General features: G+C 59.8%; 24 protein-coding genes and 3 pseudogenes. 16 read left to right on the forward strand and 11 right to left on the reverse strand.

Going from position 1 to position 25,697, the window contains the following annotated elements; translation table 11 throughout:
• Window positions 1-345 precede the first annotated feature (345 nt).
• Genes rfbF through IVA95_RS37470 form a run of 4 tightly spaced genes read left to right on the forward strand, consistent with a single transcriptional unit; the run spans window position 346 to window position 3,679 of the window.
• Entirely contained in the window at window positions 346-1,116 is a 771-nt protein-coding gene (rfbF, locus tag IVA95_RS37455; protein ID WP_247515086.1) for a glucose-1-phosphate cytidylyltransferase, read from the forward strand.
• 11 nt (window positions 1,117-1,127) lie between these two features.
• A complete protein-coding gene (locus IVA95_RS37460) occupies window positions 1,128-2,171 on the forward strand; it encodes an SDR family oxidoreductase (RefSeq protein WP_247515087.1) in 1,044 nt (347 codons plus the stop codon).
• Window positions 2,172-2,189: 18 nt separating this feature from the next.
• Window positions 2,190-2,756 (forward strand): dTDP-4-dehydrorhamnose 3,5-epimerase, encoded by a 567-nt coding sequence (rfbC, locus tag IVA95_RS37465; protein ID WP_247515088.1) that lies wholly within the window; start codon window positions 2,190-2,192, stop codon window positions 2,754-2,756.
• Entirely contained in the window at window positions 2,753-3,679 is a 927-nt protein-coding gene (locus IVA95_RS37470) for an NAD(P)-dependent oxidoreductase (RefSeq protein WP_247515089.1), read from the forward strand. The genes rfbC and IVA95_RS37470 overlap by 4 nt, the downstream gene beginning before the upstream one ends.
• Before the next feature lie 44 nt (window positions 3,680-3,723).
• Here IVA95_RS37470 and IVA95_RS37475 read toward each other — a convergent pair whose 3' ends face one another.
• The 3 genes from IVA95_RS37475 to IVA95_RS37485 form a co-directional block, all read right to left on the reverse strand.
• Window positions 3,724-3,966: a hypothetical protein gene (locus IVA95_RS37475; RefSeq protein ID WP_247515090.1), complete on the reverse strand. Its 243-nt coding sequence runs from the start codon at window positions 3,964-3,966 to the stop codon at window positions 3,724-3,726.
• 43 nt (window positions 3,967-4,009) lie between these two features.
• The gene (locus tag IVA95_RS37480; RefSeq protein WP_247515091.1) at window positions 4,010-4,387 is read right to left on the reverse strand and encodes an H-NS histone family protein; all 378 of its coding nucleotides are present in this window, start codon (window positions 4,385-4,387) and stop codon (window positions 4,010-4,012) included.
• Between the two features lie 274 nt (window positions 4,388-4,661).
• The gene (locus tag IVA95_RS37485; RefSeq protein WP_247515092.1) at window positions 4,662-6,125 is read right to left on the reverse strand and encodes an undecaprenyl-phosphate glucose phosphotransferase; all 1,464 of its coding nucleotides are present in this window, start codon (window positions 6,123-6,125) and stop codon (window positions 4,662-4,664) included.
• 189 nt (window positions 6,126-6,314) lie between these two features.
• Between IVA95_RS37485 and IVA95_RS37490 the strand changes: the two genes are divergently transcribed.
• Window positions 6,315-6,578 carry a hypothetical protein gene (locus IVA95_RS37490; protein ID WP_247515093.1) on the forward strand — a complete coding sequence of 88 codons (264 nt, stop codon included), beginning with the start codon at window positions 6,315-6,317 and terminating at the stop codon, window positions 6,576-6,578.
• Window positions 6,579-6,629: 51 nt separating this feature from the next.
• Here the strand turns inward: IVA95_RS37490 and IVA95_RS37495 are convergent, their stop codons facing one another.
• The gene (locus IVA95_RS37495; RefSeq protein ID WP_247515094.1) at window positions 6,630-6,977 is read right to left on the reverse strand and encodes a hypothetical protein; all 348 of its coding nucleotides are present in this window, start codon (window positions 6,975-6,977) and stop codon (window positions 6,630-6,632) included.
• A gap of 323 nt (window positions 6,978-7,300) precedes the next feature.
• Between IVA95_RS37495 and IVA95_RS37500 the strand changes: the two genes are divergently transcribed.
• From IVA95_RS37500 to IVA95_RS37510, 3 genes and pseudogenes are all read left to right on the forward strand, one after another.
• On the forward strand, window positions 7,301-7,648 hold the full coding sequence (locus IVA95_RS37500) for a hypothetical protein (protein WP_247515095.1): 348 nt from the start codon (window positions 7,301-7,303) through the stop codon (window positions 7,646-7,648).
• A 652-nt stretch (window positions 7,649-8,300) separates the two neighbouring features.
• Window positions 8,301-9,005 carry a PEP-CTERM sorting domain-containing protein gene (locus IVA95_RS37505; RefSeq protein WP_247515096.1) on the forward strand — a complete coding sequence of 235 codons (705 nt, stop codon included), beginning with the start codon at window positions 8,301-8,303 and terminating at the stop codon, window positions 9,003-9,005.
• Window positions 9,006-9,221: 216 nt separating this feature from the next.
• Window positions 9,222-10,000 (forward strand): annotated as a pseudogene (locus IVA95_RS37510) (IS110 family transposase).
• A 529-nt stretch (window positions 10,001-10,529) separates the two neighbouring features.
• Here IVA95_RS37510 and IVA95_RS37515 read toward each other — a convergent pair.
• Window positions 10,530-10,817 carry a hypothetical protein gene (locus tag IVA95_RS37515; protein ID WP_247515097.1) on the reverse strand — a complete coding sequence of 96 codons (288 nt, stop codon included), beginning with the start codon at window positions 10,815-10,817 and terminating at the stop codon, window positions 10,530-10,532.
• A gap of 125 nt (window positions 10,818-10,942) precedes the next feature.
• On the opposite strand from IVA95_RS37515, the gene IVA95_RS37520 reads away from it, so the two are divergent.
• The gene (locus IVA95_RS37520) at window positions 10,943-11,137 is read left to right on the forward strand and encodes a hypothetical protein (protein ID WP_247515098.1); all 195 of its coding nucleotides are present in this window, start codon (window positions 10,943-10,945) and stop codon (window positions 11,135-11,137) included.
• A 354-nt stretch (window positions 11,138-11,491) separates the two neighbouring features.
• Here IVA95_RS37520 and IVA95_RS37525 read toward each other — a convergent pair whose 3' ends face one another.
• The 4 genes and pseudogenes from IVA95_RS37525 to IVA95_RS37540 all read right to left on the reverse strand — a co-directional run bounded on the left by IVA95_RS37525 (window position 11,492) and on the right by IVA95_RS37540 (window position 15,342).
• On the reverse strand, window positions 11,492-11,959 hold the full coding sequence (locus IVA95_RS37525) for a metallophosphoesterase family protein (protein WP_247515099.1): 468 nt from the start codon (window positions 11,957-11,959) through the stop codon (window positions 11,492-11,494).
• 76 nt (window positions 11,960-12,035) lie between these two features.
• Complete coding sequence (locus IVA95_RS37530; protein ID WP_247515100.1) at window positions 12,036-12,740, reverse strand: SGNH/GDSL hydrolase family protein; 705 nt, start codon at window positions 12,738-12,740, stop codon at window positions 12,036-12,038.
• 430 nt (window positions 12,741-13,170) lie between these two features.
• Window positions 13,171-14,650, reverse strand: a pseudogene (locus tag IVA95_RS37535) (catalase).
• A 50-nt stretch (window positions 14,651-14,700) separates the two neighbouring features.
• Window positions 14,701-15,342 (reverse strand): HD domain-containing protein, encoded by a 642-nt coding sequence (locus tag IVA95_RS37540; RefSeq protein ID WP_247515101.1) that lies wholly within the window; start codon window positions 15,340-15,342, stop codon window positions 14,701-14,703.
• 110 nt (window positions 15,343-15,452) lie between these two features.
• Here IVA95_RS37540 and IVA95_RS37545 point away from each other — a divergent pair, with 110 nt between their 5' ends.
• The 3 genes from IVA95_RS37545 (at window position 15,453) to greA (ending at window position 19,007) form a co-directional block, all read left to right on the forward strand.
• Entirely contained in the window at window positions 15,453-16,430 is a 978-nt protein-coding gene (locus IVA95_RS37545) for a GlxA family transcriptional regulator (protein ID WP_247515102.1), read from the forward strand.
• A gap of 353 nt (window positions 16,431-16,783) precedes the next feature.
• Window positions 16,784-18,292 carry an ATP-binding protein gene (locus tag IVA95_RS37550; protein ID WP_247515103.1) on the forward strand — a complete coding sequence of 503 codons (1,509 nt, stop codon included), beginning with the start codon at window positions 16,784-16,786 and terminating at the stop codon, window positions 18,290-18,292.
• Between the two features lie 232 nt (window positions 18,293-18,524).
• On the forward strand, window positions 18,525-19,007 hold the full coding sequence (gene greA / locus IVA95_RS37555) for a transcription elongation factor GreA (protein ID WP_247515146.1): 483 nt from the start codon (window positions 18,525-18,527) through the stop codon (window positions 19,005-19,007).
• A gap of 560 nt (window positions 19,008-19,567) precedes the next feature.
• Here the strand turns inward: greA and IVA95_RS37560 are convergent.
• Window positions 19,568-19,930, reverse strand: a pseudogene (locus IVA95_RS37560) (HlyD family secretion protein); the annotation flags it as partial.
• Between the two features lie 32 nt (window positions 19,931-19,962).
• Between IVA95_RS37560 and IVA95_RS37565 the strand changes: the two are divergent.
• The 4 genes from IVA95_RS37565 to IVA95_RS37580 are packed head-to-tail and all read left to right on the forward strand — an operon-like array spanning window position 19,963 to window position 23,809.
• Entirely contained in the window at window positions 19,963-20,679 is a 717-nt protein-coding gene (locus IVA95_RS37565) for a fumarylacetoacetate hydrolase family protein (RefSeq protein WP_247515104.1), read from the forward strand.
• Window positions 20,672-21,634 carry an NAD(P)-dependent oxidoreductase gene (locus tag IVA95_RS37570; protein WP_247515105.1) on the forward strand — a complete coding sequence of 321 codons (963 nt, stop codon included), beginning with the start codon at window positions 20,672-20,674 and terminating at the stop codon, window positions 21,632-21,634. Before IVA95_RS37565 ends, IVA95_RS37570 begins: the two co-directional genes overlap by 8 nt.
• 8 nt (window positions 21,635-21,642) lie before the next feature.
• Window positions 21,643-22,782: a mandelate racemase/muconate lactonizing enzyme family protein gene (locus IVA95_RS37575; protein WP_247515106.1), complete on the forward strand. Its 1,140-nt coding sequence runs from the start codon at window positions 21,643-21,645 to the stop codon at window positions 22,780-22,782.
• Window positions 22,775-23,809, forward strand: a complete 1,035-nt coding sequence (locus tag IVA95_RS37580) for a tripartite tricarboxylate transporter substrate binding protein (RefSeq protein WP_247515107.1) — start codon at window positions 22,775-22,777, stop codon at window positions 23,807-23,809. Before IVA95_RS37575 ends, IVA95_RS37580 begins: the two co-directional genes overlap by 8 nt.
• Before the next feature lie 892 nt (window positions 23,810-24,701).
• Here the strand turns inward: IVA95_RS37580 and IVA95_RS37585 are convergent.
• Complete coding sequence (locus IVA95_RS37585) at window positions 24,702-25,646, reverse strand: LysR substrate-binding domain-containing protein (RefSeq protein ID WP_247515108.1); 945 nt, start codon at window positions 25,644-25,646, stop codon at window positions 24,702-24,704.
• Window positions 25,647-25,697: the final 51 nt, after the last annotated feature.

The following is a 25,697-nucleotide window of genomic DNA, read 5'->3' on the forward strand; positions in this document are numbered from 1 at the left end:
GAGATCTTCGGGCCGAGCCCGCGATTTACGCTTGGTGACAACCTTCCGCCGCAGGCTATTTTGCTTCATGCTTCATCATAGCTTCGGCAATAAATCGCTCAATCAAAGCCGTGGATTAAGCTAACCCATCAACCTTACTCGGCCATGCTCAACCTCAACGCGCGCACCCCAGCCTTGCGGAATCGATTTCATACGTCGTTGCGGTGAGGGAACCCCGTAAATTGACGGATGAAATCAAATAAACCATCCTGTCACGAAATGGCGGTACGGCCTCGCGCGCCCTCGCCATTTCATGTACTGAATATCGCTAAATCTATAAATCTCAACGTATTGAATGGCAAATTAATGCGCGCAGTATTGCTGGCCGGAGGCCTGGGAACCCGATTTGCCGAGGAGACCGATGTTCGTCCCAAGCCGATGATCGAAATCGGCGGCAAGCCGATCCTGTGGCACATCATGAAGATCTACAGCAGCCACGGCATCAACGACTTCATCATCTGCCTTGGCTACAAGGGCTATGTGATCAAGGAATATTTTTCCAACTACTTCCTGCATCAGTCGAACGTCACCTTCGACCTTCGCGAAAACAGGATGGAGGTTCTGCAGAAGCACGCCGAACCGTGGCGGGTGACGTTGATCGACACCGGCGAAGAAACCATGATCGGCGGCCGCATCAAGCGAATCCTCCCTTACATAGGCGATGACGAAGCCTTCTGCCTGACCTACGGCGACGGCGTGGCCGATATCGACATCACCGAAAGCATTGCCTTCCATCGCCGCGAGGGGCGTCTGGCGACCGTGACCGGCACGCAGCCGCCCGGCCGCTTTGGCGCCATCAATCATCAGGGCAGCCGCGTCACCGGCTTTCAGGAAAAGCCGCGCGGCGACGGTAACTGGATCAATGGTGGCTTCTTCGTGCTCTCGCCCAAGGTCGGCGACTACATCGAAGGCGACGCGACCGTCTGGGAAAAAGAACCGATGACGAATCTGGCAACGGCCGGTCAGCTCAGCGTGTTCCGTCACGACGGCTTCTGGCACCCGATGGATACATTACGGGACAAGCGATATTTGGAAGATCTTTGGGCAACTAATAAGGCTCCCTGGAAGAAATGGTGAAGAAAGATTCCATGCGTATTCTTATTACCGGTTCGATGGGTTATGTCGGTCCCATTCTTACGCGTCACCTCCGGCACAAATTTCCAGACGCCGAATTGATCGGCTTCGACACCGCATTCTTTGCCCACAATCTTACCGGAGCGACCCGATTGCCCGAGTCGCTGCTGGATCGCGTGCATTTCGGCGATATCAGAAGCTTTCCCCCGGAGTTGCTCGATGGCGTCGATGTCGTCGTCCATCTGGCTGCGATTTCCAACGATCCGATGGGGAAGGAATTCGAAGGCGTCACCGAAGCGATTAATGAAAAGGCCAGCGTAGCGCTTGCGCAGATGGCCGAGCAGCGGGGCGTCGGCCGCTTCGTGTTCGCCTCGAGCTGCAGCATCTACGGCGCCGCTGAAGGCCGCCCCAAACGCGAAAGCGACTCGCTCAATCCCCTCACCGCCTATGCGCGGTCCAAGGTCGCAATGGAAAACGCGCTTCGCTCGAGCAACGCGGGCAACATGACGGTCACCTGCCTGAGGTTCGCGACCGCTTGCGGCATGTCGGATCGCCTGCGGCTCGACCTCGTCTTGAACGATTTTGTCGCTAGCGCGCTCGCCACCGGCGAGATCACCGTGCTCAGCGACGGAACGCCGTGGCGGCCGCTGATCGACGTCTCCGATATGGCACGCGCCATTGAATGGGCCATCGGGCGCGATACCGACCGAGGCGGGCGGGTTCTCGTGGTCAATGCCGGCAGTAACGCCGGAAATTATCAGGTGCGCGATTTGGCCGACGTGGTGGCTGCTGAAATGCCCGGAACAAGGGTAAGCATCAACACGGCGGCGCCGCCGGACCTGCGCTCCTATCAGGTTGATTTTTCGCTGTTTGCCGAACTGGCTCCTGCGCATCTCCCGGCGGTGCCGCTCGCTCAATCGGTGCGGAACCTCTATGCAGGGCTGAATGGAATGGGATTCTCGGACAAGGAGTTTCGCTCGTCCTCCTTGATGCGGCTCAAGACCCTCAAGGACCACATTGCGGTGGGCCGCCTGTCTGCCGACCTCCGCTGGCAATAATCTGAAAGGCTGACAATCGTGAAGTTTCACCCTACGCCGCTTCATGGCGCCTACACGATCGAACTCGAAAAGCGCGGTGACGACCGGGGGTTTTTCGCGCGGTTCTTTTGCCAGAAGGAGTTCGAAGCGGCCGGCGTGCCGATGTCGATCGTTCAGATCAACAACTCACTCAGTGCGAAAGCCGGCACCCTGCGCGGGATGCATTATCAACTGGCGCCGGCCGCAGAAATCAAGGTGGTGCGCTGTATCCGCGGCGCCCTCTACGACGCCATTGTCGATCTGCGGCCGGACTCTCCGACCTTCGGCAAGTGGTTCGGCGTTGAACTCACCGCAGAAAATCGAACGATGATTTTCGTTCCGCAGGGGTTTGCGCACGGCATCATGACGCTGACGGACGACACGGAAGCGTTCTATCTGGTGAATGCATTCTACGCTCCCGAGCAGGAACGCGGCTTGCGCTTCGACGATCCGCGATTCGGGATCGAGTGGCCGCGCCAGCCCGCGGAGGTTTCGCCTAAAGATCAGAGCTGGCCGGACTTCGACCCGGTATTCCACGGCATCGAATCCTTGCGAGGTCTGACGTGAGAATCCTTCTGACCGGAGGCAGCTCGTTTACCGGTCTGTGGTTTGCGCGCAGCCTTGCCGCGAGGGGCCATACCGTCGTTGCTCCCCTCAGGGGCAGCGATTATTCGGGCCTGCGCGGCAGTCGCGTGGCCGAGCTTCGCCGCGTTGCCGAAGTCGTCGAAGACTGCCCGTTTGGCTCGGATCGCTTTCTCGATCTCGCAGGCACCGGCTCGTGGGATCTGTTGTGCCAGCATGCGGCCCAAACCGGTGACTATCGCAACCCGGACTTCGATGTCATTGGCGCCGTCACCGACAATACGAAAAACCTTGGCGCGGCCCTGAAGAAGATGATGGATCGCGGGCCAACGGGCGTGGTACTCACCGGCTCGGTATTCGAGCAGGACGAAGGTGCAGGCGATGCACCGCTCAGAGCTTTTTCACCCTACGGACTGTCGAAGGGCCTCACCTGGCAATATTATCGCTTTCTGAGCGAAACCCTGCAGTTCAACCTCGGGAAGTTCGTGATCGCGAATCCCTTTGGACCGTTCGAGGAGCCGCGGTTCTGCAGCTATTTGATACGGTCCTGGTTCAAGGGCGAAGTGCCGACAGTACGCACACCGCTATACGTGCGGGACAACATTCATGTTGATTTGCTGGCGAAAGCCTACGCGACGTTTGCCGAGGGCGTGCCACAGCATCCGGGCATAACGAAGTTCAATCCGAGCTTCTATGTCGAGAGCCAGGGCGCCTTTGCTCAACGTTTCGCCGCTGAAATGTCATCCCGCCTTGGGGTTGCCTGCCCCGTCACGTTGCTGCAGCAGCAGGAGTTCACCGAGCCGATGGTCCGGATCAACACGGATCGGGTTGACGGGGCTGGATTGGGCTGGAGCGAAGCGGCGGCCTGGGACGCCGAAGCTGAGTTCTACACGCAGGCCGCGAATTAGTCGCGAGGGCCTTCCGCCCGATCGAGAGCGTCGCGACGGGTCAGCTATCTATTCCGGCAGCCTTGCCGGCAGGTTTGGGCCTGGCTGTCACATGCGCTCTGGCAGGGTGCGCCAAGCGTGGTCGGGCATACGCGCTTGCAGGCGTCGTTCTGGCTTGCGCAATTGGCTAAGCAGGCGTCGGTGGCGGCATCGGCCAGGCGCAGTTTGCCGATCGAGACGTTGCTTTGACCTGCCGCGGCAGTTCCGATCAGCAGCAGGGACAGTGCGGCAGAGAGCGCGAGCTTCATGAGGACCTCCGATGAGACCAGCCTCGCAGCCATCAAAAGACGGCTATGCGCGGCGGCGGCGAGGACTTTCGCCGCCGGCTTCCGGCTTGCCAATCACGAACTCCTCGATCTTGTGACCGGTCTTCAGCGCGGCCGTCAGCCAGCGAGGCTGCTTGCCGCGACCCGACCAGGTTTCGGAAGGCTCCTCGGGATTTCGATATTTTGGGAATACGCGCGGATACTTGCGGCGCTCGCGCGGCGCCCTTTGCGGGTCCGCAGCTTCGGTTTGCCGCATTTCCTTCTCACGCCGAAGTTGCGCCAACCGCTTCTCGAGCTCGCGCTTTTCTGACGTCAATCGAACCGAGAGCACCTGACTGAGCTCCTCATGGAGCTGCCATAACTCGTCTACCGACATTCCATCGAAATTTGGCTTCTTGTTCATCCCACCCGCGACCATCACGATTCGTAACAAACTATAAGTCCGGCGCCGGCCCTTTCCAGTAAAATTGTAAATTTGGGGGACAAATCGGCGCAGAATGCGGTTTGCAAAGCATCAAACCGTCCATATGCTCACCAAATCGTGAGAAGGCCTGGGAGACTCACTGGCATGGCACGGGACCACTGGGTGTCACTGAGCCGCCGACGGCGAGTTCCCTGCCAGGGCGCCCGCAACCTATGGTTCATCGCGCCACGAAGATTCCCTCATTTGTTGGCAATCAGTAAGCGTTACGCTTACGCAATACCTCGAAAAAGGTCTTGATCAGTATCTGGATGTCCAGCCATAGGCTCCAGTTGTTGATGTACCAGAGGTCGAGCTTTACGCGTTCTGAAATGTGCTCGATCGTAGGTGTGCCCCCGCGCGCGCCGTTACATTGCGCCCATCCGGTCATGCCGGGCTTGACGTGATGCCGGAACGCATACTCGCTCAATACCGTCTCGAAATAATTGTCATGGGCCAGCGCGTGAGGACGCGGACCGATCAGGGACATGTCTCCCTTAAGGACGTTCAATAGCTGCGGCAGTTCATCGATGCTTGCCGATCGCAACAGCCGGCCGATGGACGTCACCCGGGGATCGTCGCGGGTGGCCTGCACAACAGCGGGTCCGTTTTCCTGCACCGTCATGGTGCGGAATTTGAACATCATAAATTGCTTGCCATTAAACCCCTTGCGGAACTGCCGGAAAATAACCGGCCCGGGACTGTCCAGCTTGATGGCGATAGCTGTGAGCGCCATGATGGGCAGGAAGAACACCAGCGCCAGCGCCGCGATGACAATGTCCATCACGCGCTTGACGAACCGTTCCGCGGCACTGAGCGGCGCGCGCTGAATCTCGATGGCCAGGACGCGCTGGCGCGCCGATGACGCATAATTCGTCAACGTTCTAACCCGCATATCCGGCAAGAGCCGCACTGCAACCGGAAGCGTCTTGATGTGCTCGCGGATGAACTCAAGCCGGCCCGCTTCCTCCCAGGGCATCGCAAGCATGACTTCCCGGCAATTGTTGCGCCTGACGAAGTTTGCGGCGGCGTTGATGACATTGAGGTCGGTCGAGGCGCGCTTCGCGAGATCGTCTTCGGAACTGAGCGTGAAGCGGCTGACTTCGGAAGTGCCGAAGAAAACCAGGAGATCGCGCGGCTCCAACGCGGCGATCTCGTGGAAATCGCCGATCAGCACGATATCCCGCCGGCCGATCACGCCGCGCGAAACGGCCGCCGCCAGGGCCAATTTGGTACCCTTCCTGACGGCGAGTAATCCTGCGGGCGCGACAAAATAAAACACTACAAAGGCGCCGCGCGAATAATCGACGCCGATCTTGAGCAGAAACGCAAAGAAAGCGAGCAGCAACCCTGTCGTGAACCAGCAGATCAGTATTTCGCCGATCTCGACGCGCGGTTTAGCGCTGTCCGGAAAATCGTAATAGCCGCTGCCGCTCATGCGCAGGATGTGAATGAAGCTCGCCAACAACCCCACTGCGCAATGCGGGAGAATGTTCGGCACCGAGTTGCCGACGGTCAACTGATAGCCGATGCCGCCTGCCACGCTGGACAGCAGGATCACGAACGCATCTGCGGTCGACAAGAGATAAGGGACGGCATTGCTGGAGAAACGAGCGGGAGGACCGCCAGCGGATTGGTCGAGTTGGCCTACCTTGTTGCCAATATCCGCTCCAATCGACATGAGAAAAATGCCCGCGCAGTATTACTGGTGCCAACTGTCCGATTATTGGCCACGGACCATAAATCCGACAGACCTTAAAAGGCCTAAGTAACTCTTCGTTAATACCGCGACCATACACTCGGTGGGAGTGCGACGCAATATTTAATCGGTTTGAATCCGCTTTAATCGCATCCTGGAGCGAGTTAACATATGCTGCCCATTCTCGCCTGCGGTGCCGGCATATATGTGGGCCTCCATTTTAATATTTTAGCGCTGCTTCCGCTGTCTGTATTGGGCGCCGGCGCTTACATCGTTTCGGCCTGGGCCAACGGCCAGGGTTTGCTGGACGGTTTAGCCGTCGTGGCGCTCCCCATCATCACCGTTCAGGTGGGGTATTTTCTGGGGCTGACGAGCCGGCCGGCTTATTTGCACTTGCGATCCTGGCTCAATATTCGGCACTCAGAGCGGGTATAATCCCGGAAATGCGATTTAAACGGGGACTATCCACGATTTCTGCGGTGCGATTTAACGCACCTTGTCAGCGAAATACCGGCTGAAGACTTCCTGAACGGCACCCAGGCCGCCAAGCTGACGTTCGAGCTCCTGCGTGCGTTTTTCGCCGCTAGCCATTTGCTGTTCGTATTCCTTGATCCTGGCCGCGTCCTTGGCGTCCCGCGTCAGATATTCATCGTAATCAGTGCCCGTGGCAAAGGCTGCCTGATCGCGCGCCGCATCGACGCGCGCACGTAGCGCGTCCCGCTCCTTCTGGATGGAAGCGACCGCGGCCTCGATGGCGGCCGAAATTGAACCAAGCCGTTCGTTGTCGGTCTGAGCATCGCGCTCTGCGGAACGAACCTTGAAAGCTCGCGCCATATCTAGTCTCCTTGGGCGTACCGGTTTCGCCACGCTGTTCGCTGAACCGGCCGACCGCCAGACCAACGATGGAAAGGGAGTTTTGTACAGCCTACCGAACCGCTGCCCGATCAACAACGTTGCATTTTTTCGAAAATACGAAAGGCTGGATTCCCAGATGATTCGGATTTTCTGGAATAGCAACGACCGCGCAACCGTATAGATTTGCCAAGCATATGCCGAGGTGACGACAGGGCCGAAGCAAGATGAGATTTCGAGACACCTTGAAATTTGCTCTTGAACTGTTTGTGCCTGAAAAGATCATGCACCCAGGCGGGAGTTCTGTGTCCGATGCGAAGCGCGAAGCTTCGCAGAATGCCGCGACGAATCTCCAGGCTGAGGAAGCCGAGCAGCGCGGAAAGGCCCGCCGGATTATCGAGGAGCTGGACCATGGCAAATTTGGCGGCCCCTCCTTTGGTCCGCAAACGATCGAGCTGATGTCAAAGGCCTTGGAAGATGCCGAAGCTTCCTTGCCTGAACCGGTATCGGACCAGCAGCTTCGATCACTCGCTGCAACGATCTTGAAGGTGGCCGGCGACGGCGAGCGTGATCCGACCCGCCTGAAGGCTGCGGCGATGTCTGCTCCGGGGCCGGTCGCTGCCGGCGCGGACGAAAAGCCGCCATCGACCTGACAGCAACGCCGCCGACGGGATCTCGAGCGCTATGCCTGATCGCGCGGGGGTGATTTGCCACTCAAGCGGATCGCGAATGATAAGCTGATCCGGCGGTTAGTTGGCGGCGGTAACAAGCCCGGTACGCAAATTGCCTTTGCATCAGGCGCCCCCTGTAATCACGCGAGTTGCTACGGCGTTGGCGGTGTGAGGGTCGAGAAAAGTAGCGGACGAAGAGTCCAAGCCAAACTCTTTACGGTCAGCATCGCCTTCCAAGCAATCGAGGTTGGATCAGCACTTCGCGATCACCGACGTCAGCTTCATCGTGTATCGCCGTGCGATGGAAGCGCCCTCACCGCGTAATCTCGGCAGCCAGAATTTAAATTGGAACCGCGCCTCGTGAGGTTTTTTTGACATCTAACATCGCAACGAATGCGATGGATGAGAGCGAAAGAAACACCGCCATGCGAACTGCGCAATTGTTGCTTGAGGCAAAGCGATCAAAGCGGGATTAAAAATATCATTAACGTGTCATACTACAGCATTAGATGATGTTGGGGGCTGGTAAACTTTAAATAAGAACTTGGTCCAGCCTTGGGATGCAGTCATCTGCTGAGCCGTAGCGGAGGGACCATTCAGCGTCCGCCGCGGATTCTCAACGGAGCATAACTAAATGGTTCGGACTATCGCTAAACTGTCTTGCGCTGTTCTTCTTGTTGTGTCCGCTGTGCCAGCCAAGGCTGTCGAGGTGATCACGAACGGGGACTTTCAATCGGGTCTGACGGGCTGGACCTCGTACACTACCGCAAACGGCACGATCGCGGCGACCCCGAGCTTGCCAGGTGCTCCGCAGCCGCAGAACGCCTCGGTCGTGTCTTTCAACGTGACAGGTTCTGGCGTCTCGGACGCGTTGTTCCTGAACGCAGGCAAGATCAATCCTCCGTACAATTCCGCGCCCGGCGAAGGTGGTGGCGTGTCGCAGACGTTCACGACGACGGGCGGTGTGGCGACATTCTCGGCCGATATTGCGGCATTTACCCGCGTGAATGGCCTCACGGCGTTCGGCCTTGTGAGCGTCCTGCTCGATGGAGTCGTGTTGGATAGCTTTGACTTCGTCGGCCCCGGCACGTCGACCACACTGCGCAACACGCTGGAATTCACCACCAACCTTACAGCGGGCCAGCATACCCTCCAGCTCCAGGCCACGCGTATCTTCGCACCCGGTGGTGGCGTTACCTCGCAGTACTTCGACAACGTATCGCTCGACGTGGTGACACCCGTTCCCGAACCTTCGATCTGGGCGATGCTGATCCTTGGCTTCGCTGGTGTGGGTTTTATAGCTTATCGCCGTCGCAACGGCGCAACGTTCGTGGCCTGATCAGCGCTCCGATTGGATTGAGAAGCCGCCGCAAGGCGGCTTCTTTTTTTATACCGCGCCGGATCTTCCGCGCAGCAAGTACGTCGCTTTAAGATCAAAGTGGGCATTCAACCTCGGTACGTCCCGTTATCGAGCCTATGATGGGGTGGACGCCCCCGCCGACGGCATCGATGTGCCAAAGTGGAGATGTTGAGCACCACTTAAAGGGAGGCGTCCGTGTCAGAGGTTATCATAATCGGTCTGGATATCGCCAAGCACGTTTTTCACGTTCACGGAGCCGATGAGCGAGGTCGAGCGATGTTCAGCAAGCGGATTAGCCGAGGAAAGCTGCTGGATTTCTTTGCAACTGAGCCGAGTTGTACCGTTGCGCTGGAGGCCTGTGGTGGAGCACATCACTGGGCCCGTCAGCTCACCCAGCTTGGCCATGAAGTTCGGCTGATCCCGCCCGCCTATGTAAAACCGTTCGTGAAGCGGCAGAAGAACGACGCGATCGATGCCGAGGCGATTTGCGAAGCAGCGCAGCGGCCGAGCATGCGGTTCGTGGCCGTGAAGAGCGAACAGCAACAGGCGGCGGGTCTGGTGTTTCGGACCCGTGACCTGTTAGTGCGGCAGCGAACGCAGCTCATCAACGCGATCCGGGGACATCTCACGGAATATGGTTGGATCGCACCCAAGGGGCCCTCGCATGTGGCAAGGCTTGCCGACCTGATCGGTCTGACGCCTCTTCAAAGATCGACGGGCGGCAAGCAGAAGCTCGGCGCGACATCCAAAATGGGCGAACGCACGCTTAGGCGCCTCCTCATCATCGGCAGCAGCGCCGTCGTGCAACAGGCGAGCAAACGCGGCGCGCCAAAGGGTTCTTGGCTCGAACAGATGCTGACTCGCAAGCCGCGCATGCTGGTAACGGTCGCGCTCGCAACAAGATGGCGCGGATCGTCTGGGCGCTACTCGTAAAGCAGGAAAACTACAGAGCTCCGGTCGCAGCCAGGGCGTAAGCCCAGCGGACCTGAGGTCGTCGGAGATGTAGTCGGTCTAAGGAGGGTATGGCGCAACAGTCGGCGAGACGAGGCCGGAAGAACCAGGTGTACTCATCGTGCCTACAGAGCACGCGTTTATGATTTGGTTCCGGTCTGCGAACTCCCATACGGGCCCGCAGCTCCATCGCTGCATCAGAGGCCGGACAGATGGCAGCATCCGACTACGCGCCAATGCGCTTCACAAATCGCTTGCATCTCGCGGGGCGTCCACAGATGAGTACACTGAAGCGGGCTTGGGTCGGCCGCGCCGACCACCAAGGCCTGCGCCGGCGAAATTGCCGATGACCGACGTTTAAATTTTCCAATTTCATCGTGTGACGCGGGTCGCGTCTGCCCGCCTTCGTGCCAAAACCGGAGCGACAGCACTCAGATCAAATAATGCAAGCCGGGATCTTACGGGGGTAAGCCCCTAAAATCGCTGAGTGTCTTCCCTCGGCGTTGACCGCCGCAATATTGTATTATAGCTTTAAAATTTAATTGGTTAATTTTAGTTCCAACGTTGGCGGCCGTGGATACGAAGCTCAGTTCCGATTTGCGACGATTGCGATACGCCCTTGAGGCGGTTTCCGCGGATCTGGATGCGATTGAGCAGCGGCCGCACCCCTCCCTTCGCTCGGCGGCCGAGAATCTCGAGGGATATCAACGAGATGGCCTCGAGACATTCGTCGATCGTTTTGCCTTTGCGGTAAAACAGGGCGTCCTGCGGTAATCCAGCGGCAACCCGCAAAAGTCGAGCCGTCCACCGGTTATGCACCGCCGCGAAAATCGCCGACACTAGGCAAGCCCATTTGTATGGCATAGCACTCGTACGCCATTGCCGGTTTCATCTTTACGTTGTGACCCGAACAAGTGATATATAGTTCGTGGTTTAATTCGGCTCGCTCGATTGAGATCACATTTATGTCCGTCGATATTGCAAAAACTTATCTCGAGATTCAGCAGCTTCGCAAAGAGGTTCGGAAGGCCGAACTCGCCCTCAGGATTGCCTTCGCGCGTGCGCCGTATCGCGCTCTCCATACCGGGCGCACGGACGCCCGCGGCTCGCAGGCGACCAATTCACAAATGCATCTTTTAAAGCGGGTCAGAGTTAATTGAATGGGCTTGGGTGGCAGGTGCATGAACCGCCTCCGCACGGCGTCTTTGCCACGCCAAACCCGATTGCGGCGCCGCTTGATGGTTAAATTGGTGCCGCTCAAACCGACCAGTACGGTTTTATCCAACTCGCGGTTTTTGAATACGGGGTCTATCGTTCTTGATCGGCTTAATAGGCCGACTTTTTCCAGCTTTTCGAGAGTTCGAGCCAGGGAAGCGCTAAAGAAGATTGGCCTTGATGCCGACACAGCACGCTCAGGATCGCATGAGTTCTGGCTGTCTCAAGATAAGCTGCCGTGCGGTCCTTGTGCACCATATCTGCTCAGACATGACGTTCAACCGAAGAAGCCTTGCCGGTCAGCTGGCACCAACGATATCGTGAATTAGTGGTCCGGGGCCGCTTGCCGTTAGATCCAATGTCGCCAGGGTGACAGGCAAGTTGAAACGTCGTGGTCCAGCGCTGCCTGGGTTGAGATAGAGCACCCCACCAACAGTCTCGATCCGCGGACGATGCGAGTGGCCGGAAATGACGACGTCGATCCCACACAACATCGGATCGAACTGCAGTTCATGGATGTCGTGCAGGACGTAGATGGAATGCCCGCCGAGTCTTACCGTTTGGGTGTCCGCATAATGCTTCGCCCAGGGACCGGTGTCGACATTCCCTCTGATCGCAGTGACGGGCGCAATCCGCCTGAGGCCGGCGATGACATCTGATCGACCGATATCACCAGCATGGACGATATGTGCCACGCCGGCGAGACGTTGCTCGATCTGCGGGCGTAGGAGTCCATGGGTATCCGAAATGACTCCAATCCTGAGCACCGCGTCAGCATCCCTGGTTGCCCGACCTCCAGCTCAACGAGGCGGCTGGTGCATAATGGGGTCATCTTACCTGTGCTTACGGGTCTGCGAAAACGTCGGCGCTTGGCTTCTGTCCGCCCACGAACCTGGCAATCGTCCGCGCGATCTTGAGGCCACCCGTCGTCGAGGGCTCTATAGCGTTCGTGAAATCGCTGTCCTCGCTGCAAACGAGCCGTAGGTCGATCAGAGATGCGCCCGCCGAAAACGCCTCCCTTGTGATCACATCGTTTAGTATGCTGAGTGCGGTCGCAGCCGATCGCCGCCGCGCCGGGTCGGGGAAGCGGGGCTCGTAAATGGTACAGACCGCGATGGGAGCATTTTGTCCGGAGAGAAGTTTCATCATCGAAGCATAATTTTGGCGGAAGCCTTCGGCTATGAGCCGTAGCTTCTCCAGTGCACCCGAGACATCGGAAACTCTTTCTTCCAGTACTCCAGAGTCTATGAGCGCGTCGTTTCCTCCAATACTCACCACGACGTGAGTGGCGGCCTGCGGTGCCCGACCAAGCTGGGCATGAATATCGGATATAACGGCGCCATCTCTCGCAAGGAAGCTGATCTCTATCATGGGCATCAGCGATTGAAGCTGAGCTCGGACGTCCGGCGCTCCGCCCACATAAGCACCGTTGTCAAAAATGGAATCGCCAAGCATCAATACGTGTTTCATCGGGCTGGCTTCGGTCCTGCCTGCAATGCTGACCGCCAGTACCGCTCCTGCCTTCAAGATACTGCGCCGGTTGGCCATTGCGCTCTCGTTATCGCGGTGAAAGTGAACCGGCCTCTCTGATCAGGCTTGGAATGTGCTGCATTATCTTTCTTCCGCACGTTGAGAAAACCACGGCAGCCATAGCTAGTTCCAACGTAAACTAGAGGCGCGACTCGATGAGTACTGGGAACTAACAACCGTACTTCGAATTTCCGAAAGTTGCCTCGAAGCGCGAGTCAATGGTTAGAGATCTATCCCGAACGAGCGAGAAGGTACGCGGAAGCTTCGGAGGCAGACCCTCTCCCCTGCTCTCCTGCTGGACGCCAGGGCCTAGTCCACCTCTGAACGTCGGCCCATTGGCGGATCGGCCGACGACATTGAACGCTTGCGATAGGAGCAACGTGCCGGGAGGCTAGTGACAATCGTCTCCTGCGCCGGTTATCCCCGGCGCAGCGTCTGTCGATTTCTGTCATTCCGCCGCGAGGCTGCTCTTCGCCGGCCGGACCGCTGCGAGGCGCGAGAGGGCTTCGCGAACGCCGGCGCCGTAAGCCGTGTCGGCCTTGGTACAGCTGACGATATGCCGCTCCTGGATATGGATCGCGGCGCTGCCCAGGGCACGCGCCGTGTTGTCGAATAATGCCTGGCGCTGGGCCGCATTCATTTTGCGGAACAAATCGCCCGCCTGCTGATAGTGGTCGTCATCAACGCGATGATCCCAGTGCGCGGCCGCCCCGTCGATCTCGAGCGGCGGCTCGTTGAGCGCGGGCTGGTCAGTCCACTCGTCGTGACTGTTTGGGTAATACGTCGGCGTCCGACCGAGATTACCGTCCGTCCGCATCGCCCCGTCGCGGTGATAGCTGTGATACGGGCATTTCGGCGCGTTGACCGGGATGTGGTTGAAGTTGACGCCAAGCCGATAGCGCTGGGCGTCTCCATATGAGAATAGGCGCGCTTGGAGCATCCTGTCAGGCGAAAAGCTGATGCCCGGAACGACGTTGGCGGGCGAGAACGCGGCCTGCTCGACTTCGGCGAAGACGTTCTCCGGATTACGATTCAGCTCGAAATTGCCGACCTCGTTTAGCGGGAAATTCGCCTTCGGCCAGACCTTCGTCAAGTCGAACGGATTGAAGCGGGAGGCCTTGGCCTGCTCGTCCGTCATTACCTGCACGAACATTGTCCAGCGCGGGAAGTCCCCACGCTCGATGCTTTCAAACAGATCGCGCTGATGGCTCTCGCGATCCTTGCCGACCAAAGCTTCCGCTTCGGTGTCGGTTAGATTCTCGATGCCCTGTTGGGTACGGAAGTGGAACTTCACCCAGGTCCGTTCATTGGCAGCGTCGATGAAGCTATAAGCGTGGCTTCCAAATCCGTGCATGTGGCGGTAGCTGCGCGGGATCCCACGTTCGCTCATGACGATCGTGACCTGATGCAGAGCTTCCGGCAACAAAGTCCAGAAATCCCAGTTGTTGTCGGCGCTACGCACACCGGTGCGCGGGTCGCGCTTGATTGCGTGGTTCAGATCGGGGAAGCGCAGCGGGTCCCGGAAGAAGAAGACTGGGGTATTATTACCGACCACGTCCCAGTTGCCTTCCTCGGTGTAGAACTTGAGAGCGAATCCCCGAATGTCGCGCTCGGCATCAGCTGCGCCGCGCTCGCCGGCGACGGTCGAGAACCGCGCAAACATCGGCGTCTGCTTGCCGATCTGTGAGAATATCCTCGCCTTGGTGTACCGGCTGATATCGTGAGTTACCGTGAAGGTACCGAACGCGCCAGAGCCCTTGGCGTGCATGCCGCTCCGGAATCACTTCGCGGTCAAAATGAGCAAGCTTCTCGATCAACCAGATGTCCTGCAGGAGGGCCGGTCCGCGAGGGCCAGCAGTCAGGATATTGAGATTGTCGGTGACCGGAGCGCCGGTGGCATGGGTCAGATGTGGTGGCTTGTTGGTCATAAGACTATTCCTTTGTTGAATGGCTGGGAGCACAATGGAGTAAGATGCGCTCAGCCGTGCCAATGCGAGCAGCGGATCACGCTGCAGAAGTTGCCGCGCTGGAAACCTGGCTCCTTGTCGACGATCACGTCGGCTTTGACATTTCCGAAGGTCGTCTCCGGCTTATGCTTGATGCCGTCGTAGAACGCCTGGATGATGTCTTCCTTGAAGTGCGGCGTACGTGGGAACGCTTTCACGACGGCTTCGCGTTCCTGCTCGGAATATTCTTGGAACGTGAGCCCCAGCACATCCATTTCGACGCCTGCGGTGACTAAGGCGACGACCGGATGCATATGCTGCGGCACGCCCGGCGTGGTGTGAAGCGCTATTGCGGTCCAGACCGTGTAGGCATCCTTTTCGCAGATGCCGTGACTGCGCAAGAAATTGCGCGCGGCATGGGCGCCGTCGACTTCGAAGCGCTCGTCTTTGCTGCTGTGGCTGGGCATCAGGCCGATGTCGTGAAACATCGCACCGGCGTAGAGCAGCTCGCGATCGAATTTGAGCCCGCGATGAACTCCGGCCAGCGCACCGAAATGATAGACGCGGCTAGAGTGGTTGAAGAGCAATTCCGTCTCGGTGTCGCGGATATATTCGGTGATGGCGCGCGCCAACTTGCTATCCGGAATGGCGGCATCTTCGACGATAAATGTCACTGCCTTCTCCTGCACTTTTCACTCGCCGAAACGATAGGACCGCGCTAGTTTGTCTGCAATTGACGTGATACGTCAAAAACGGACAAATGCAGGCAAAGGCGGACACCGCCATGAAAGTGAAATCGAAGACTGTTGTGATCCTAGCCCTGCCCGGCGTGCAGCTCCTCGACGTCGCCGGGCCGCTGGACGTTTTCGCCGAAGCAAACGCTCAGGCCGGTCGTGCGGCGTACCGGCTGTTCGTAGCAGCAGGAGATCCGGGCCCAATTCGTAGCTCGTCGGGTGTGCAACTGATGCCCGACAGGGTCATTGACCGCGACTTCAATGAATCGATCGACACGCTGCTTGTCGCGGGATGCCCAAACGCCGCCGAGGCGCCGGCAGATGGCGTTGTGGTCGAGTGGCTTCGTCGCCGGGCACCCGCGGCACGACGCTTCGGGTCGGTATGCAGCGGCGCGTTTTACCTCGCGGCCGCTGGCTTGCTCCATGGCCGGCGGGTCACCACGCACTGGGCGGTAGCTGACGTGCTGGCCGAGAAATTCCCCTCTGTCATCGTAGATCATGACGCGATTCACGTCGCTGACGGCCGCCTCAGAACCGCGGCCGGCGTCACTGCGGGCCTCGATCTGGCGCTCAGCCTTGTGGAGGAGGATATCGGACGCGAGATCGCCATGCGAATCGCTAGCCAGCTCGTGATGTTTTTCAAGCGGCCAGGAGGCCAGATGCAATTCAGCCGTAAGGGCGAAGCGGTGCCGGCTGGTCGCTCGGCACTGCAGGAGTTGCAGCGCTGGATCGCCGCCAATCCAGCACTGGATCACAGCGTCGCCAGCTTGGCGAAGCGCATGGGGCTCAGCTCCCGACATTTTGCTCGGCTGTTTCGCAGCGAAGTCGGAATTACGCCTGCAACCTGGGTCGAGGAGGTCCGTGTCAACGCCGCCAGACGTTTACTTGAGTTTGGCCGTGAGGCCCCAAAACAGGTAGCGATACAATGCGGCTTTGCCGACGTTGATACATTGAGGCGTGCTTTTGCACGTCACGTTGGGGTCACCCCTGCCGAATACCGTAAGCGATTTACGCGAGCGGTCGCGTGATAAGGCCGGGTAGAGCGATTGCTTGCCCGCTCAACCGCCAGCGCTGCAGCGCTGGCCACAGACCGAACCCTTGCACCTCGGCAATGCACCGCCAATGTCAATTAGCTTTGCAGTACCGCAAGTGTAGTCAGGAAGAGTGAGTAACGCACGGGCAACACCCCCATCGATATGCAAGCAACTTGGCTATCGTTGATGGTGTCTGCGAGGTGCACAAGTCGTGCACACGCTGGCTTCTAACCGTTTGAAAAACTTTGACTACGCCGTGGAGAACACCGAGTGGTCGGCCATGGGCGCTCGACGGACTGCGATCAGGTTGTTAAGCCCGCCTCCGCAAGGAGACTTTGAGTCGAGACATGACCGTTGCGATCGAGATGGGACACACGACGGCAGGCGCCCCGGCGACTCTGGACCTTGAAGAACTGCTGGCGACTCGTCTGCTGGTGCAGGGCAATTCGGGTTCCGGCAAATCCCATCTGCTGCGCCGGCTGCTGGAACAGAGTGCCCCCTGGGTGCAGCAGACCATCATCGACCCCGAAGGCGACTTCGTGGCGCTTGCCGACCGTTTCGGCCACCTGTTGATCGATGCCGAGGACCATACCGAGCGCGGCCTGCAGGTCGCCGGCGAGCGCGCGCGCATCCATCGCGTCTCCACGGTGCTCAATCTCGAGGGGCTCGACGCTGAGAACCAGATGCGGCGCGCCGCCGCCTTTCTCGGCGGGCTTTTCGAGGTCGCTCGCGACCACTGGTACCCGATGTTGGTGGTGGTGGATGAGGCGCAGCTCTTCGCGCCGGCAGTCGCCGGCGAGGTTTCGGACGAGGCGCGCAAACTCTCGCTCGGCGCCATGACGAACCTGATGTGTCGTGGCCGCAAACGCGGACTTGCGGGGGTCATCGCCACCCAGCGACTGGCGAAGCTCGCCAAGAACGTCGCGGCCGAGGCGTCCAATTTCCTCATGGGCCGAACCTTTCTGGATATCGACATGGCGCGCGCCGCCGACCTTCTGGGCATGGAACGGCGACAGGCAGAGGCCTTCCGGGATCTGGAGCGCGGGCATTTCATGGCGCTGGGACCGGCGCTCTCCCGTCGTCCGCTCGGGCTGCGCATTGGTCCAACGGACACCACGCCGCGCAACGCGACCCCGCGCCTGATGCCTCTGCCGGAAGCGACACCGGACGCACGCGCCATCATCCTGGCAGCGCCGCCGCCCGAGAATAATCGGCCCCAGCGCCGCTCGCCGCCGGACCTCCTCGGCCAACTCATGGCGGCGAAAGCCGCGGCGCTGGAGATCCGTCCCGAAGCGGTGGAGCAGCCGCTCGGCGCTGAGGAACTGGCGGAGCGGCGTGAGCGAGTAGACCGTATTCTGCGCGCCGTCATGGCGGAACCTGACGCGGGATTCCGTGCCATCGGCGTCCTCTATCAGGAATTCGTGGTCCGCTGCCGAATAGAGGGCCTCGGTTCGGCCGTGCCGGAGCTGGGTGACTTCCGTCGCATGCTGACGCGCGCCCGCGCCGGGCTCGGCTCCGATGTGGCAGAGGGTGATGGGTGGCAGGATGTCTCGGTGCGCGCCTCACTTCTACCGGAGGACATGCAGGGCGTCTTCATGATGATCGCCCGCGCCGCGAAGGAAGGTTGGCCCTGCCCAGGCGATGCAGCGATTGCGCGCGCCTATGGCTCACATTCGTTGCGCCGTGCACGGCGTCTGCTGGCCTACATCGAGGAGCAGGGTCTCATCGTTTGCCAGCTCGACGGTGCCGGTCAGCGGATCGTAACGCTCGTCGAACTGGCCTGGGCGACGGCACCGGGCGACCCCAATGCCGAGGAAGTGCCGGCGGAGCAAGGCTGCAGCAGTTCGGCTCCATGATGCGACGGTCGGGCGCGCCCTCAGAAAATACTATGCATCAAGCCGTGGCATGTGCAGCAGAAGACTGCCACGGGGCTTCTGTCGAGTGATACACAACTTGATAATGGCGCCGTCTCGCTCCGGGGTATATGATTCGTAGAAGTCGCTGAGCGTTGCGCTGCAGTTCCTTTGACGAGTCCGCGCTCTTGTCGCCAACCGCTTTTTGCATATCTCCCTCAAAAGGAGTCCTGAGCTGAGCGTTGCCTTTACCAAGGAAGACAGTGCCGAAACTGCGTCGGAGACTTTGCTTCCCGACCGCCCGGTTTCACCTCATCCGAACCTTGTTACGGAAGCAGGATTAAAGGCTCTGGAATTTCAGCTCCACCAGGCTCGCGAGGCGTACGAGACCGCGCAGAAGATCGAAGACGTGAATGAGCGCCGGCGGCAAGCAGCAACCCCTTTGCGTGATGTGCGCTACTTTGCGGCGAGAGTTCGGACCGCTCAGGTCATCCCCAATCCGACGTCAAATGAAACTGTCGCCTTTGGGAGCACAGTGACGTTCAGGCGAGACGATGGGCGCGTACAGAAATATCGTATTGTGGGAGAGGACGAAGCGGACCCCAAGGCCGGTTCGATTTCCTTCGTATCACCAGTGGCAAGACTTCTGATGGGCAAAGCTGTTGGGGATGTCGTCGGCACATCCGGTCAGGAGCTTGAGATCATCGCGATCTCGTAGCATGCCCACACCGCCAACGAACACCGAGAGCGAGTTTCTTCCGAAACCGCCATATGTCGCGCATCATCAGGCAAGCAGGTATCTAGCCTCAATGAGCGAGGTTCGACGCTGGGCTATCTGTTGTTCGCACCATGAAGCGCGCCGAGACGCTAGTGTCCTGAATCTGAAGTTCAGCAGACGCGCCCGGGCCTCGAGATTAACGAGCGGGCACTCTTGTCGGAGCGGCTCCGCAGTTCTGCAGCTCTTCACGCTCCTCTTGGAAAATTCGCGCTCCCGTCGCTCGAAGGCGGCGAGCTCTTTTTTGCTATCTCAAGAAAGCGGTCACGTGGTGTTACTGCCAGTTGAGCAAGTCCCGTCATCATATCCCCCGTCCAGGGCCCCGGCCCATCCTACCCAAGTGCTGGAACCCGCAAAAGGTTCTGACAGGTCGAAGGTCAGCTAGCCAGTTCATACTGATGGCGAACGATAAAAAGACAGAGGGCGCTACATTACAAGGCTAGCTGCTGTTGGAACCATCCAAAGCTTGCATTCGCCTACCCGATTTCTGAACAAATTTGCTATCAGCGCTCGCGAAATGCCCGCGCCACATGGTCCAATAGCGGCTTGGTCAGATAGGAACCCACTGTACGATCGCCGGCCTTGATGAAGGCCTCGACCGGCATTCCCGGCACCAGCTTGACGTCGCCGAGACGCGCGATTTCATGCGGCTCTATCGCAATCCGCGCCGTGTAAAACGTCATGCCGGTTCTTTGCTCAGTAGTCACATCTGCCGAGACGCGGCTGACGGTACCGCTAATCTCCGGTGTCGTGCGCTGGTTGAAGGCAGAAAAGCGCAAGCCTGCGGCCTGTCCGATCTTGACCTGATCGATATCCTGCGGCGCGACCCTCGCTTCCACTGTCAGGCGATCCGAGGCGGGCACGATCTGGCCTCCCCGGTGCGGTGGAAAGTATCCGCGTGCACGGCCTGGCAGAGGACGCAAAACTTCCGATCAGCTCCGTCACGCTGACGGCACCGTTACCCGAGCCGCGACGTATCTTCGGCATTGCGCATAATTACCGCGATGCGCTGGCCGAGCGCGGCATGGCGCCGCCGGAGAAACCGGTGCTGTTCGTGAAAGCGCCGCGAACGATTACCGGGGCCGGACAGGCGGTCGTGCTGCCGACGGGGATCGGCGGCGTCACCTATGAAGCCGAACTTGCCGCCGTGATCGGCACCCGCGCCGAGAATGTCGGCAAGGACCGGGCGCTCGATCACGTCGTTGCCTATGGCTGCTTCAACGACATCAGCGCCAGCGAGATCATCAAAGCCGACGGCCATTTCGACCGCGGCAAGAATTTTGCGACGTTTGCGCCGTTCGGGCCGTATCTCGCGTCGCGCGACGAAGTGAAGGACCCTCACGTGCTGGCGGTGTCGCTGAAAGTCGACGGCCGTACGCTGCAGTCCGGTTCGACGCGGGACATGCTGTTCGACGTCGCCGATCTGGTCTCCTATCTATCCGCCCTGCAGGCGCTCGAGCCCGGCGACATCATCGCCACCGGCACACCGGCCGGCGTGGCCGCTCTGCACAAGCCGCCGGCGTGGCTCAAGCCAGGCTCGACCGTCGAAGTCGAGGTCGAGGGCCTTGGCCGCCTGCAGAATCCGATTATCGAGGGACCTGCACCAGATGCCTGACAAACCAATCGTCCTGCTGACCAACGCGATGCATCCCGATGGCGAAGCTATACTCGCACCGCATGTCAGCCTGATCGTCCCGCCCGATGCACGGCCGGAAACCTTGCGCGAATGGGCCAGCGATGCCGACGGGATCATCGTGCGTGCCAAGCTGCCCGACGACATCGTCGGTCATGCGCCGCGCCTGAAGGGCATCGTCCGCCACGGCGTCGGTCTCGACTTCATCCCGGTCGCCGCCGCCACCGCGCGCGGCATCGCGGTGGCCAACCTGCCGGGAAGCAACACCAACGCGGTGGCCGAATACGTAATGTCGGCCCTGATGCATCTGCGCCGGCCTTTGCAGCGGGTGGATGGACGCCTGCGCAGCGAAGGCTGGGCGGCTTCCCGCGCCGCCGCGGACGGCCTGACCGAATTGAGCGGGTCGGTGCTCGGCATCCTCGGGGTCGGTACCATTGGCCGCCGCATTGCGAATATCACACGCGACGGTTTCGGCATGACGGTCCTCGGCACGTCCCGCCGCAAGGGATCGCTGCCCGCCGGCATCGAGGAAGTCTCGCTTGAAGACCTGTTCGCACGCAGCGACGCGATCGCGGTCTGCTGCGCGCTGACCGACGAGACCCGGGGCCTGGTCAGCCGCGATCTGATCGGGCGGATGCGGCCGTCCGCCGTGCTGGTGAATGTCTCGCGCGGCGCCGTGATCGAGACGTCTGCCCTCATCGATGCGCTGCGCTCGCGGAAGATCGGCGGTGCGGCGCTCGACGTGTTCGAGGTGCAACCATTGCCGTCGAACGATGTCCTATTCGATTGTCCAAACCTGCTGCTGACGCCGCATACCGCGGGGATCACCGCCACCAGCGGCCGCGCAATGGCAGTCGGCTCAGCCGAGGAAATGCTTCGTATCCTGCGCGGCGAACAGCCGCTCAATCTTGTCAATCCCGCCTACAAGGCGGCATGAGGTCCAACATGCGCATTACATCGATCAAGGCCGTTCCGATCTCCTACCGCGTACCGGAGGGCCAGAACGTCAGGCTGGGCATCGGCCGCGCCGTCAAGCGCGACGCGGTGCTGGTAAAGGTCACCACCGATGAAGGCCTGACCGGATGGGGCGAGGCCCATCACGGCCGCTGCCCGGGCGCGATCGCCAAACTGATCGATACCACGATCTCCGAACTCGTCGTCGGTATGGATGCGATGAACGTCGTTGGCGTCTGGCAGCGCGTCTACCAGATGCAATTGGCGAGCCACGGCATGGGATATGCCGCCGCGATGGCCTTGAGCGGCCTCGATCTCGCACTGTGGGATATCAGGGCCAAGGCCGCCGGCTGGCCGCTATACAAATTGCTCGGCGGCGCTTCAAAACCTATCAAGGCCTATGCAGGGGGCATTTCGCTCGGCTGGCAGGAACCGCAATCGCTCGCGCAGGAAGCCCTCGGCTATGTCGCGCAGGGATATCGGGCGATAAAACTTCGCGTCGGCGACAACCCCCGCGACGATGTCGCCCGCGCCACCGCCGTCCGCGAAGCGGTCGGAGACGCCACTGAGATCCTGGTCGACGCCAACACCGGCTACACCGTCGATGACGTGCGCCGCGTGATGCCGGCCTATGAAGAGCTGCAGATCGGATGGCTCGAAGAACCGTTCCCGGCGCAGGACTACCGCTCCTATCTGACGGCGGCATCGCTCGGCACCACGCCGCTGGCGGCCGGCGAAAACCACTACACCCGCTTCGAGTTCACGCGCCTGATTGAAGACGGCGCCGTGAGCTACGTGCAGCCGGATCTGTCCAAGACCGGCGGCGTCACCGAAGCGGTCCGCATCGCCGGCATGGCCTATGCGTGGAAGCTGTCGTTCAATCCGCACACCTCGGCAACCGGCATCAACATGGCCGCGACCATCAACGTGCTCGCGGCCGTCGATCTCCCCGGATACTTTGAGGGCGATGTCGCCAGGCACAACCCGTTCCGCGACGAGGTTGGCGGCATCCCCTACACGCTCGACGCCGACGGGTGCGTCAAGCCGTCGGAAACACCCGGGCTTGGCGTCGAGATCGATGAAGCTTTCATCAACGCGCATCCACTGATCGAGGGACCATGCTATGTCTGACACGCTGCGGGCTGAAGTTACGTCGAGCGCACGCCGTCTTGTTCACTTCGCCTGCCGCGCGCTCCTCATTCTCCTGGTCGGCGTCACCGCCGCGTCGGCGCAGACCGCCTCGATGCCGGCCGATCCGGACAACTACCCGAACCGGACCATCCGCTACATCGTTCCCTACCCGCCCGGCGGATTCAACGACACGCTGGCACGGATCGTATCGCAGAAGCTCGGGGAAGCCTGGGGCGTTCCGGTTGTGGTCGAGAACCGGCCGGGCGGCGGCACGCTGCTCGGCACCGAAGGCGTCGCCAAGGCCGCGCCTGACGGTTACACCCTGCTCGGCGTGGCGTTTCCCTTCGGCGCCAATCCCAGCATCTACAAAAATCTTCCCTACGATACGGTGAAGGACTTCACCCCGCTGATCCTCGCGGGTCAGACGCAAAACCTTCTCGTTGTTAAGCCCTCGTTGCCGATCAATTCCGTCAAGGAGTTGATCGACTACGCGAGGAAGAATCCCGGCAAGGTCAGCTATGGCTCCACCGGTATCGGCTCGTCCAACCACCTCTCGATGGAATTGTTCAAGAGCATGACCGGGATCGACATCGTGCACGTTCCCTATAAAGGCAGCGCGCCGATGGTGAACGACCTGCTCGGCGGGCACATCGATACCGCCTTCGACAATACGCCGAACGTATTGCCCCAGGTTAAAGCCGACAAATTGCGGGCGCTTGGCGTCAGCAGCAAGACACGCGCGGCACTCGCCGGAAACGTACCGACGGTGTCGGAGGCCGGCGTTCCCGGATACGAGGTCACCGTGTGGTTCGGCATCGTCGGGCCCGCAGGCATGCGGCCGGAGATCGTGCAAAAGCTGAATGCCGAGATGAATACCATCTTCAAAATGGACGATGTAAAGCGCCGTTTCGTGGACCAGGGCGTCGAACCCGTCGGCGGAGCGCCATCACAATTCGCGGATCATATTCGCTCCGAGATCCAGAAATGGGCGAAGGTTGTAAAGGACGCCAGCATTCAGCCGGAGTGAGGTTTCGTTGCGGCTCTGCATCGAAGGCGCAAGATCCTCGCCGATATCCTTGTTCAGCGCGGCCTTCAGATCGAGGGCATAGCTGTGGTGCGCCTACAAATATTGAACTTGAAGGGGACGGTGGGAGTAGCAGGCAGAAGCCCCTGCGTCCCGAACGCAGTGCACGTGTTCTAAGCCATTGATTTTTCTTGCTGTGACGGTCGATACCGTCTCGTTTTGTTCACGGTCGTTTCACCCAATTCGTTGCGATTTCGTTGCGGCGTTCTCTTGGCGAGTTGCTCACGGTGCAACGATCCAGAACGCCTCTTTCCTCGGCGGCGTGCTCTCCCGAAATCCTCGCCCTGATTTCAATCTTCAAGATTGCCAATCTGGCTGTGCGGCGCGCCTTGGACATCGATCGAAATCGATGACCGGCGCAAGACCGTCGCCCAACAAGCACTGGCGAGCGCCTAAGTGCGCGGACGCAGATTCCGACAGACCCGCTGATTAAGAGGCGTATGATTTCACCGAGATATCAATGTCCACTCCGACAAATGTGTCGTTCAACCTGCATCGAAGACACAATAGGTTTTTCCTTCGTCGGAATGACACGCATCGCCCGCGAGAGCTCCGGAGCCGGGCTATTTCAATAGGCTGCAAACCGCTACCCAACGTGCATGACCTGTTATGGGCCGTCGGGGTTCGAGTCAGGAAGCGCTGCCGCTTCTCTCCACACCAGCCGAACTTACGATACCCTCTTCAATCTTCCGCATGATGGGTTTATTGCAAGGCTTTTCGCCTTCCTCGGCGCCGATGACAACTCCTGCCTCGAGGTTGTTCCGTACGACATCGTGTTGGCGACGGCACTGTGACAGCGCCTTGCGCGGTTTCACTGGACCCCGACTGCTTTCTACTAGATTTTCGTTCGCAGGTCGGTGCGCTCGTGGCGGATACATTGCTGCCGGACGGGCGCGTTCAGCGCGTTCTTCACCATCTGACCAAGCGCAAGGAAGTCGGCCTTGCGTGGAGACGTCCGGCGCCACGCCAGCCCGATACTGCGGCCGGGCTGTGGTTCAACAAAACGAAGGAGCTTTACTCGGTCGTCGCGCAACTCGACATCGGCCGCGACTTCTGGAACTAGCGTGGCGCCGTACCCGCTCGCCACCATCTGCATGACCGTTGCAAGGCTCGTTGCACTGAGGCTCGAGGTCACAGTCCAACGCCCCTTGACACAATATTCGAGCGCCTGATCTCGCAGACAATGGCCTTCTTCCAGCAGAATAAGCTTACGCTTCTTCACCTCGCCGGGCGTCACGCGCACCGTTTCCGGAAGAGGGTCGTCGGCGGGTACAGCAAAGAGGAAGCGGTCCCTCATGAGATGGAAAACTTCAACCGCGGCCGCCTTCAGCGGCAACGCCAACAACAATACTTCGAGAGCGCCACGCTCGAGATCCGCGAGCAGCACCTTGGTCTGTGCTTCCACCAAATCAAGGCGCAGATCGGGATACCCGAGCTCCAGTTGCGGAAGCAACCGCGGCAATATATACGGCGCCAGCGTCGGGATGACGCCAAGGCGCAACGTTCCGCTCAGCACCTTGGCTCTGTGTTGAGCCAAGTCTGTCAGGTCGCGCACTGCACCAAGGATCACTCCGGCGCGTTGCGCGATCTCGATGCCAAGTTCGGTGAACATCGGCGCGCCCGGGCGCCGCTCGATCAACTCTATTCCGAGAAGCCCCTCCAGTTCGTGGATCTGCATTGAAAGAGCGGGCTGGCTGACACAACACTCCGCCGCGGCTCGTCCGAAATGTTGATGACGGGCAAGCGCATCAAGATAACATAGCTGCCGGGTCGTGATCACCCCGATAAGATATTCTTAATGCCGCGGCAAAGCAATTTGATTGGCTTTTTG

It is taken from the genome of Bradyrhizobium sp. 157 (genome assembly GCF_023073815.1).
In the GTDB taxonomy this organism is placed as follows: Bacteria; Pseudomonadota; Alphaproteobacteria; order Rhizobiales; family Xanthobacteraceae; genus Bradyrhizobium.

Excerpts from the sequence above, each read along its gene's own strand:
- rfbF (WP_247515086.1), top strand. The coding sequence starts at position 346 with ATGCGCGCAGTATTGCTGGCCGGAGGCCTGGGAACCCGATTTGCCGAG.
- IVA95_RS37460 (WP_247515087.1), top strand. The coding sequence starts at position 1,128 with ATGCGTATTCTTATTACCGGTTCGATGGGTTATGTCGGTCCCATTCTT.
- IVA95_RS37475 (WP_247515090.1), bottom strand. The coding sequence starts at position 3,966 with ATGAAGCTCGCGCTCTCTGCCGCACTGTCCCTGCTGCTGATCGGAACT.
- IVA95_RS37480 (WP_247515091.1), bottom strand. The coding sequence starts at position 4,387 with ATGAACAAGAAGCCAAATTTCGATGGAATGTCGGTAGACGAGTTATGG.
- IVA95_RS37485 (WP_247515092.1), bottom strand. The coding sequence starts at position 6,125 with ATGTCGATTGGAGCGGATATTGGCAACAAGGTAGGCCAACTCGACCAA.
- IVA95_RS37490 (WP_247515093.1), top strand. The coding sequence starts at position 6,315 with ATGCTGCCCATTCTCGCCTGCGGTGCCGGCATATATGTGGGCCTCCAT.
- IVA95_RS37495 (WP_247515094.1), bottom strand. The coding sequence starts at position 6,977 with ATGGCGCGAGCTTTCAAGGTTCGTTCCGCAGAGCGCGATGCTCAGACC.
- IVA95_RS37505 (WP_247515096.1), top strand. The coding sequence starts at position 8,301 with ATGGTTCGGACTATCGCTAAACTGTCTTGCGCTGTTCTTCTTGTTGTG.
- IVA95_RS37520 (WP_247515098.1), top strand. The coding sequence starts at position 10,943 with ATGTCCGTCGATATTGCAAAAACTTATCTCGAGATTCAGCAGCTTCGC.
- IVA95_RS37530 (WP_247515100.1), bottom strand. The coding sequence starts at position 12,740 with ATGGCCAACCGGCGCAGTATCTTGAAGGCAGGAGCGGTACTGGCGGTC.
- IVA95_RS37545 (WP_247515102.1), top strand. The coding sequence starts at position 15,453 with ATGAAAGTGAAATCGAAGACTGTTGTGATCCTAGCCCTGCCCGGCGTG.
- IVA95_RS37550 (WP_247515103.1), top strand. The coding sequence starts at position 16,784 with ATGACCGTTGCGATCGAGATGGGACACACGACGGCAGGCGCCCCGGCG.
- IVA95_RS37570 (WP_247515105.1), top strand. The coding sequence starts at position 20,672 with ATGCCTGACAAACCAATCGTCCTGCTGACCAACGCGATGCATCCCGAT.
- IVA95_RS37575 (WP_247515106.1), top strand. The coding sequence starts at position 21,643 with ATGCGCATTACATCGATCAAGGCCGTTCCGATCTCCTACCGCGTACCG.
- IVA95_RS37580 (WP_247515107.1), top strand. The coding sequence starts at position 22,775 with ATGTCTGACACGCTGCGGGCTGAAGTTACGTCGAGCGCACGCCGTCTT.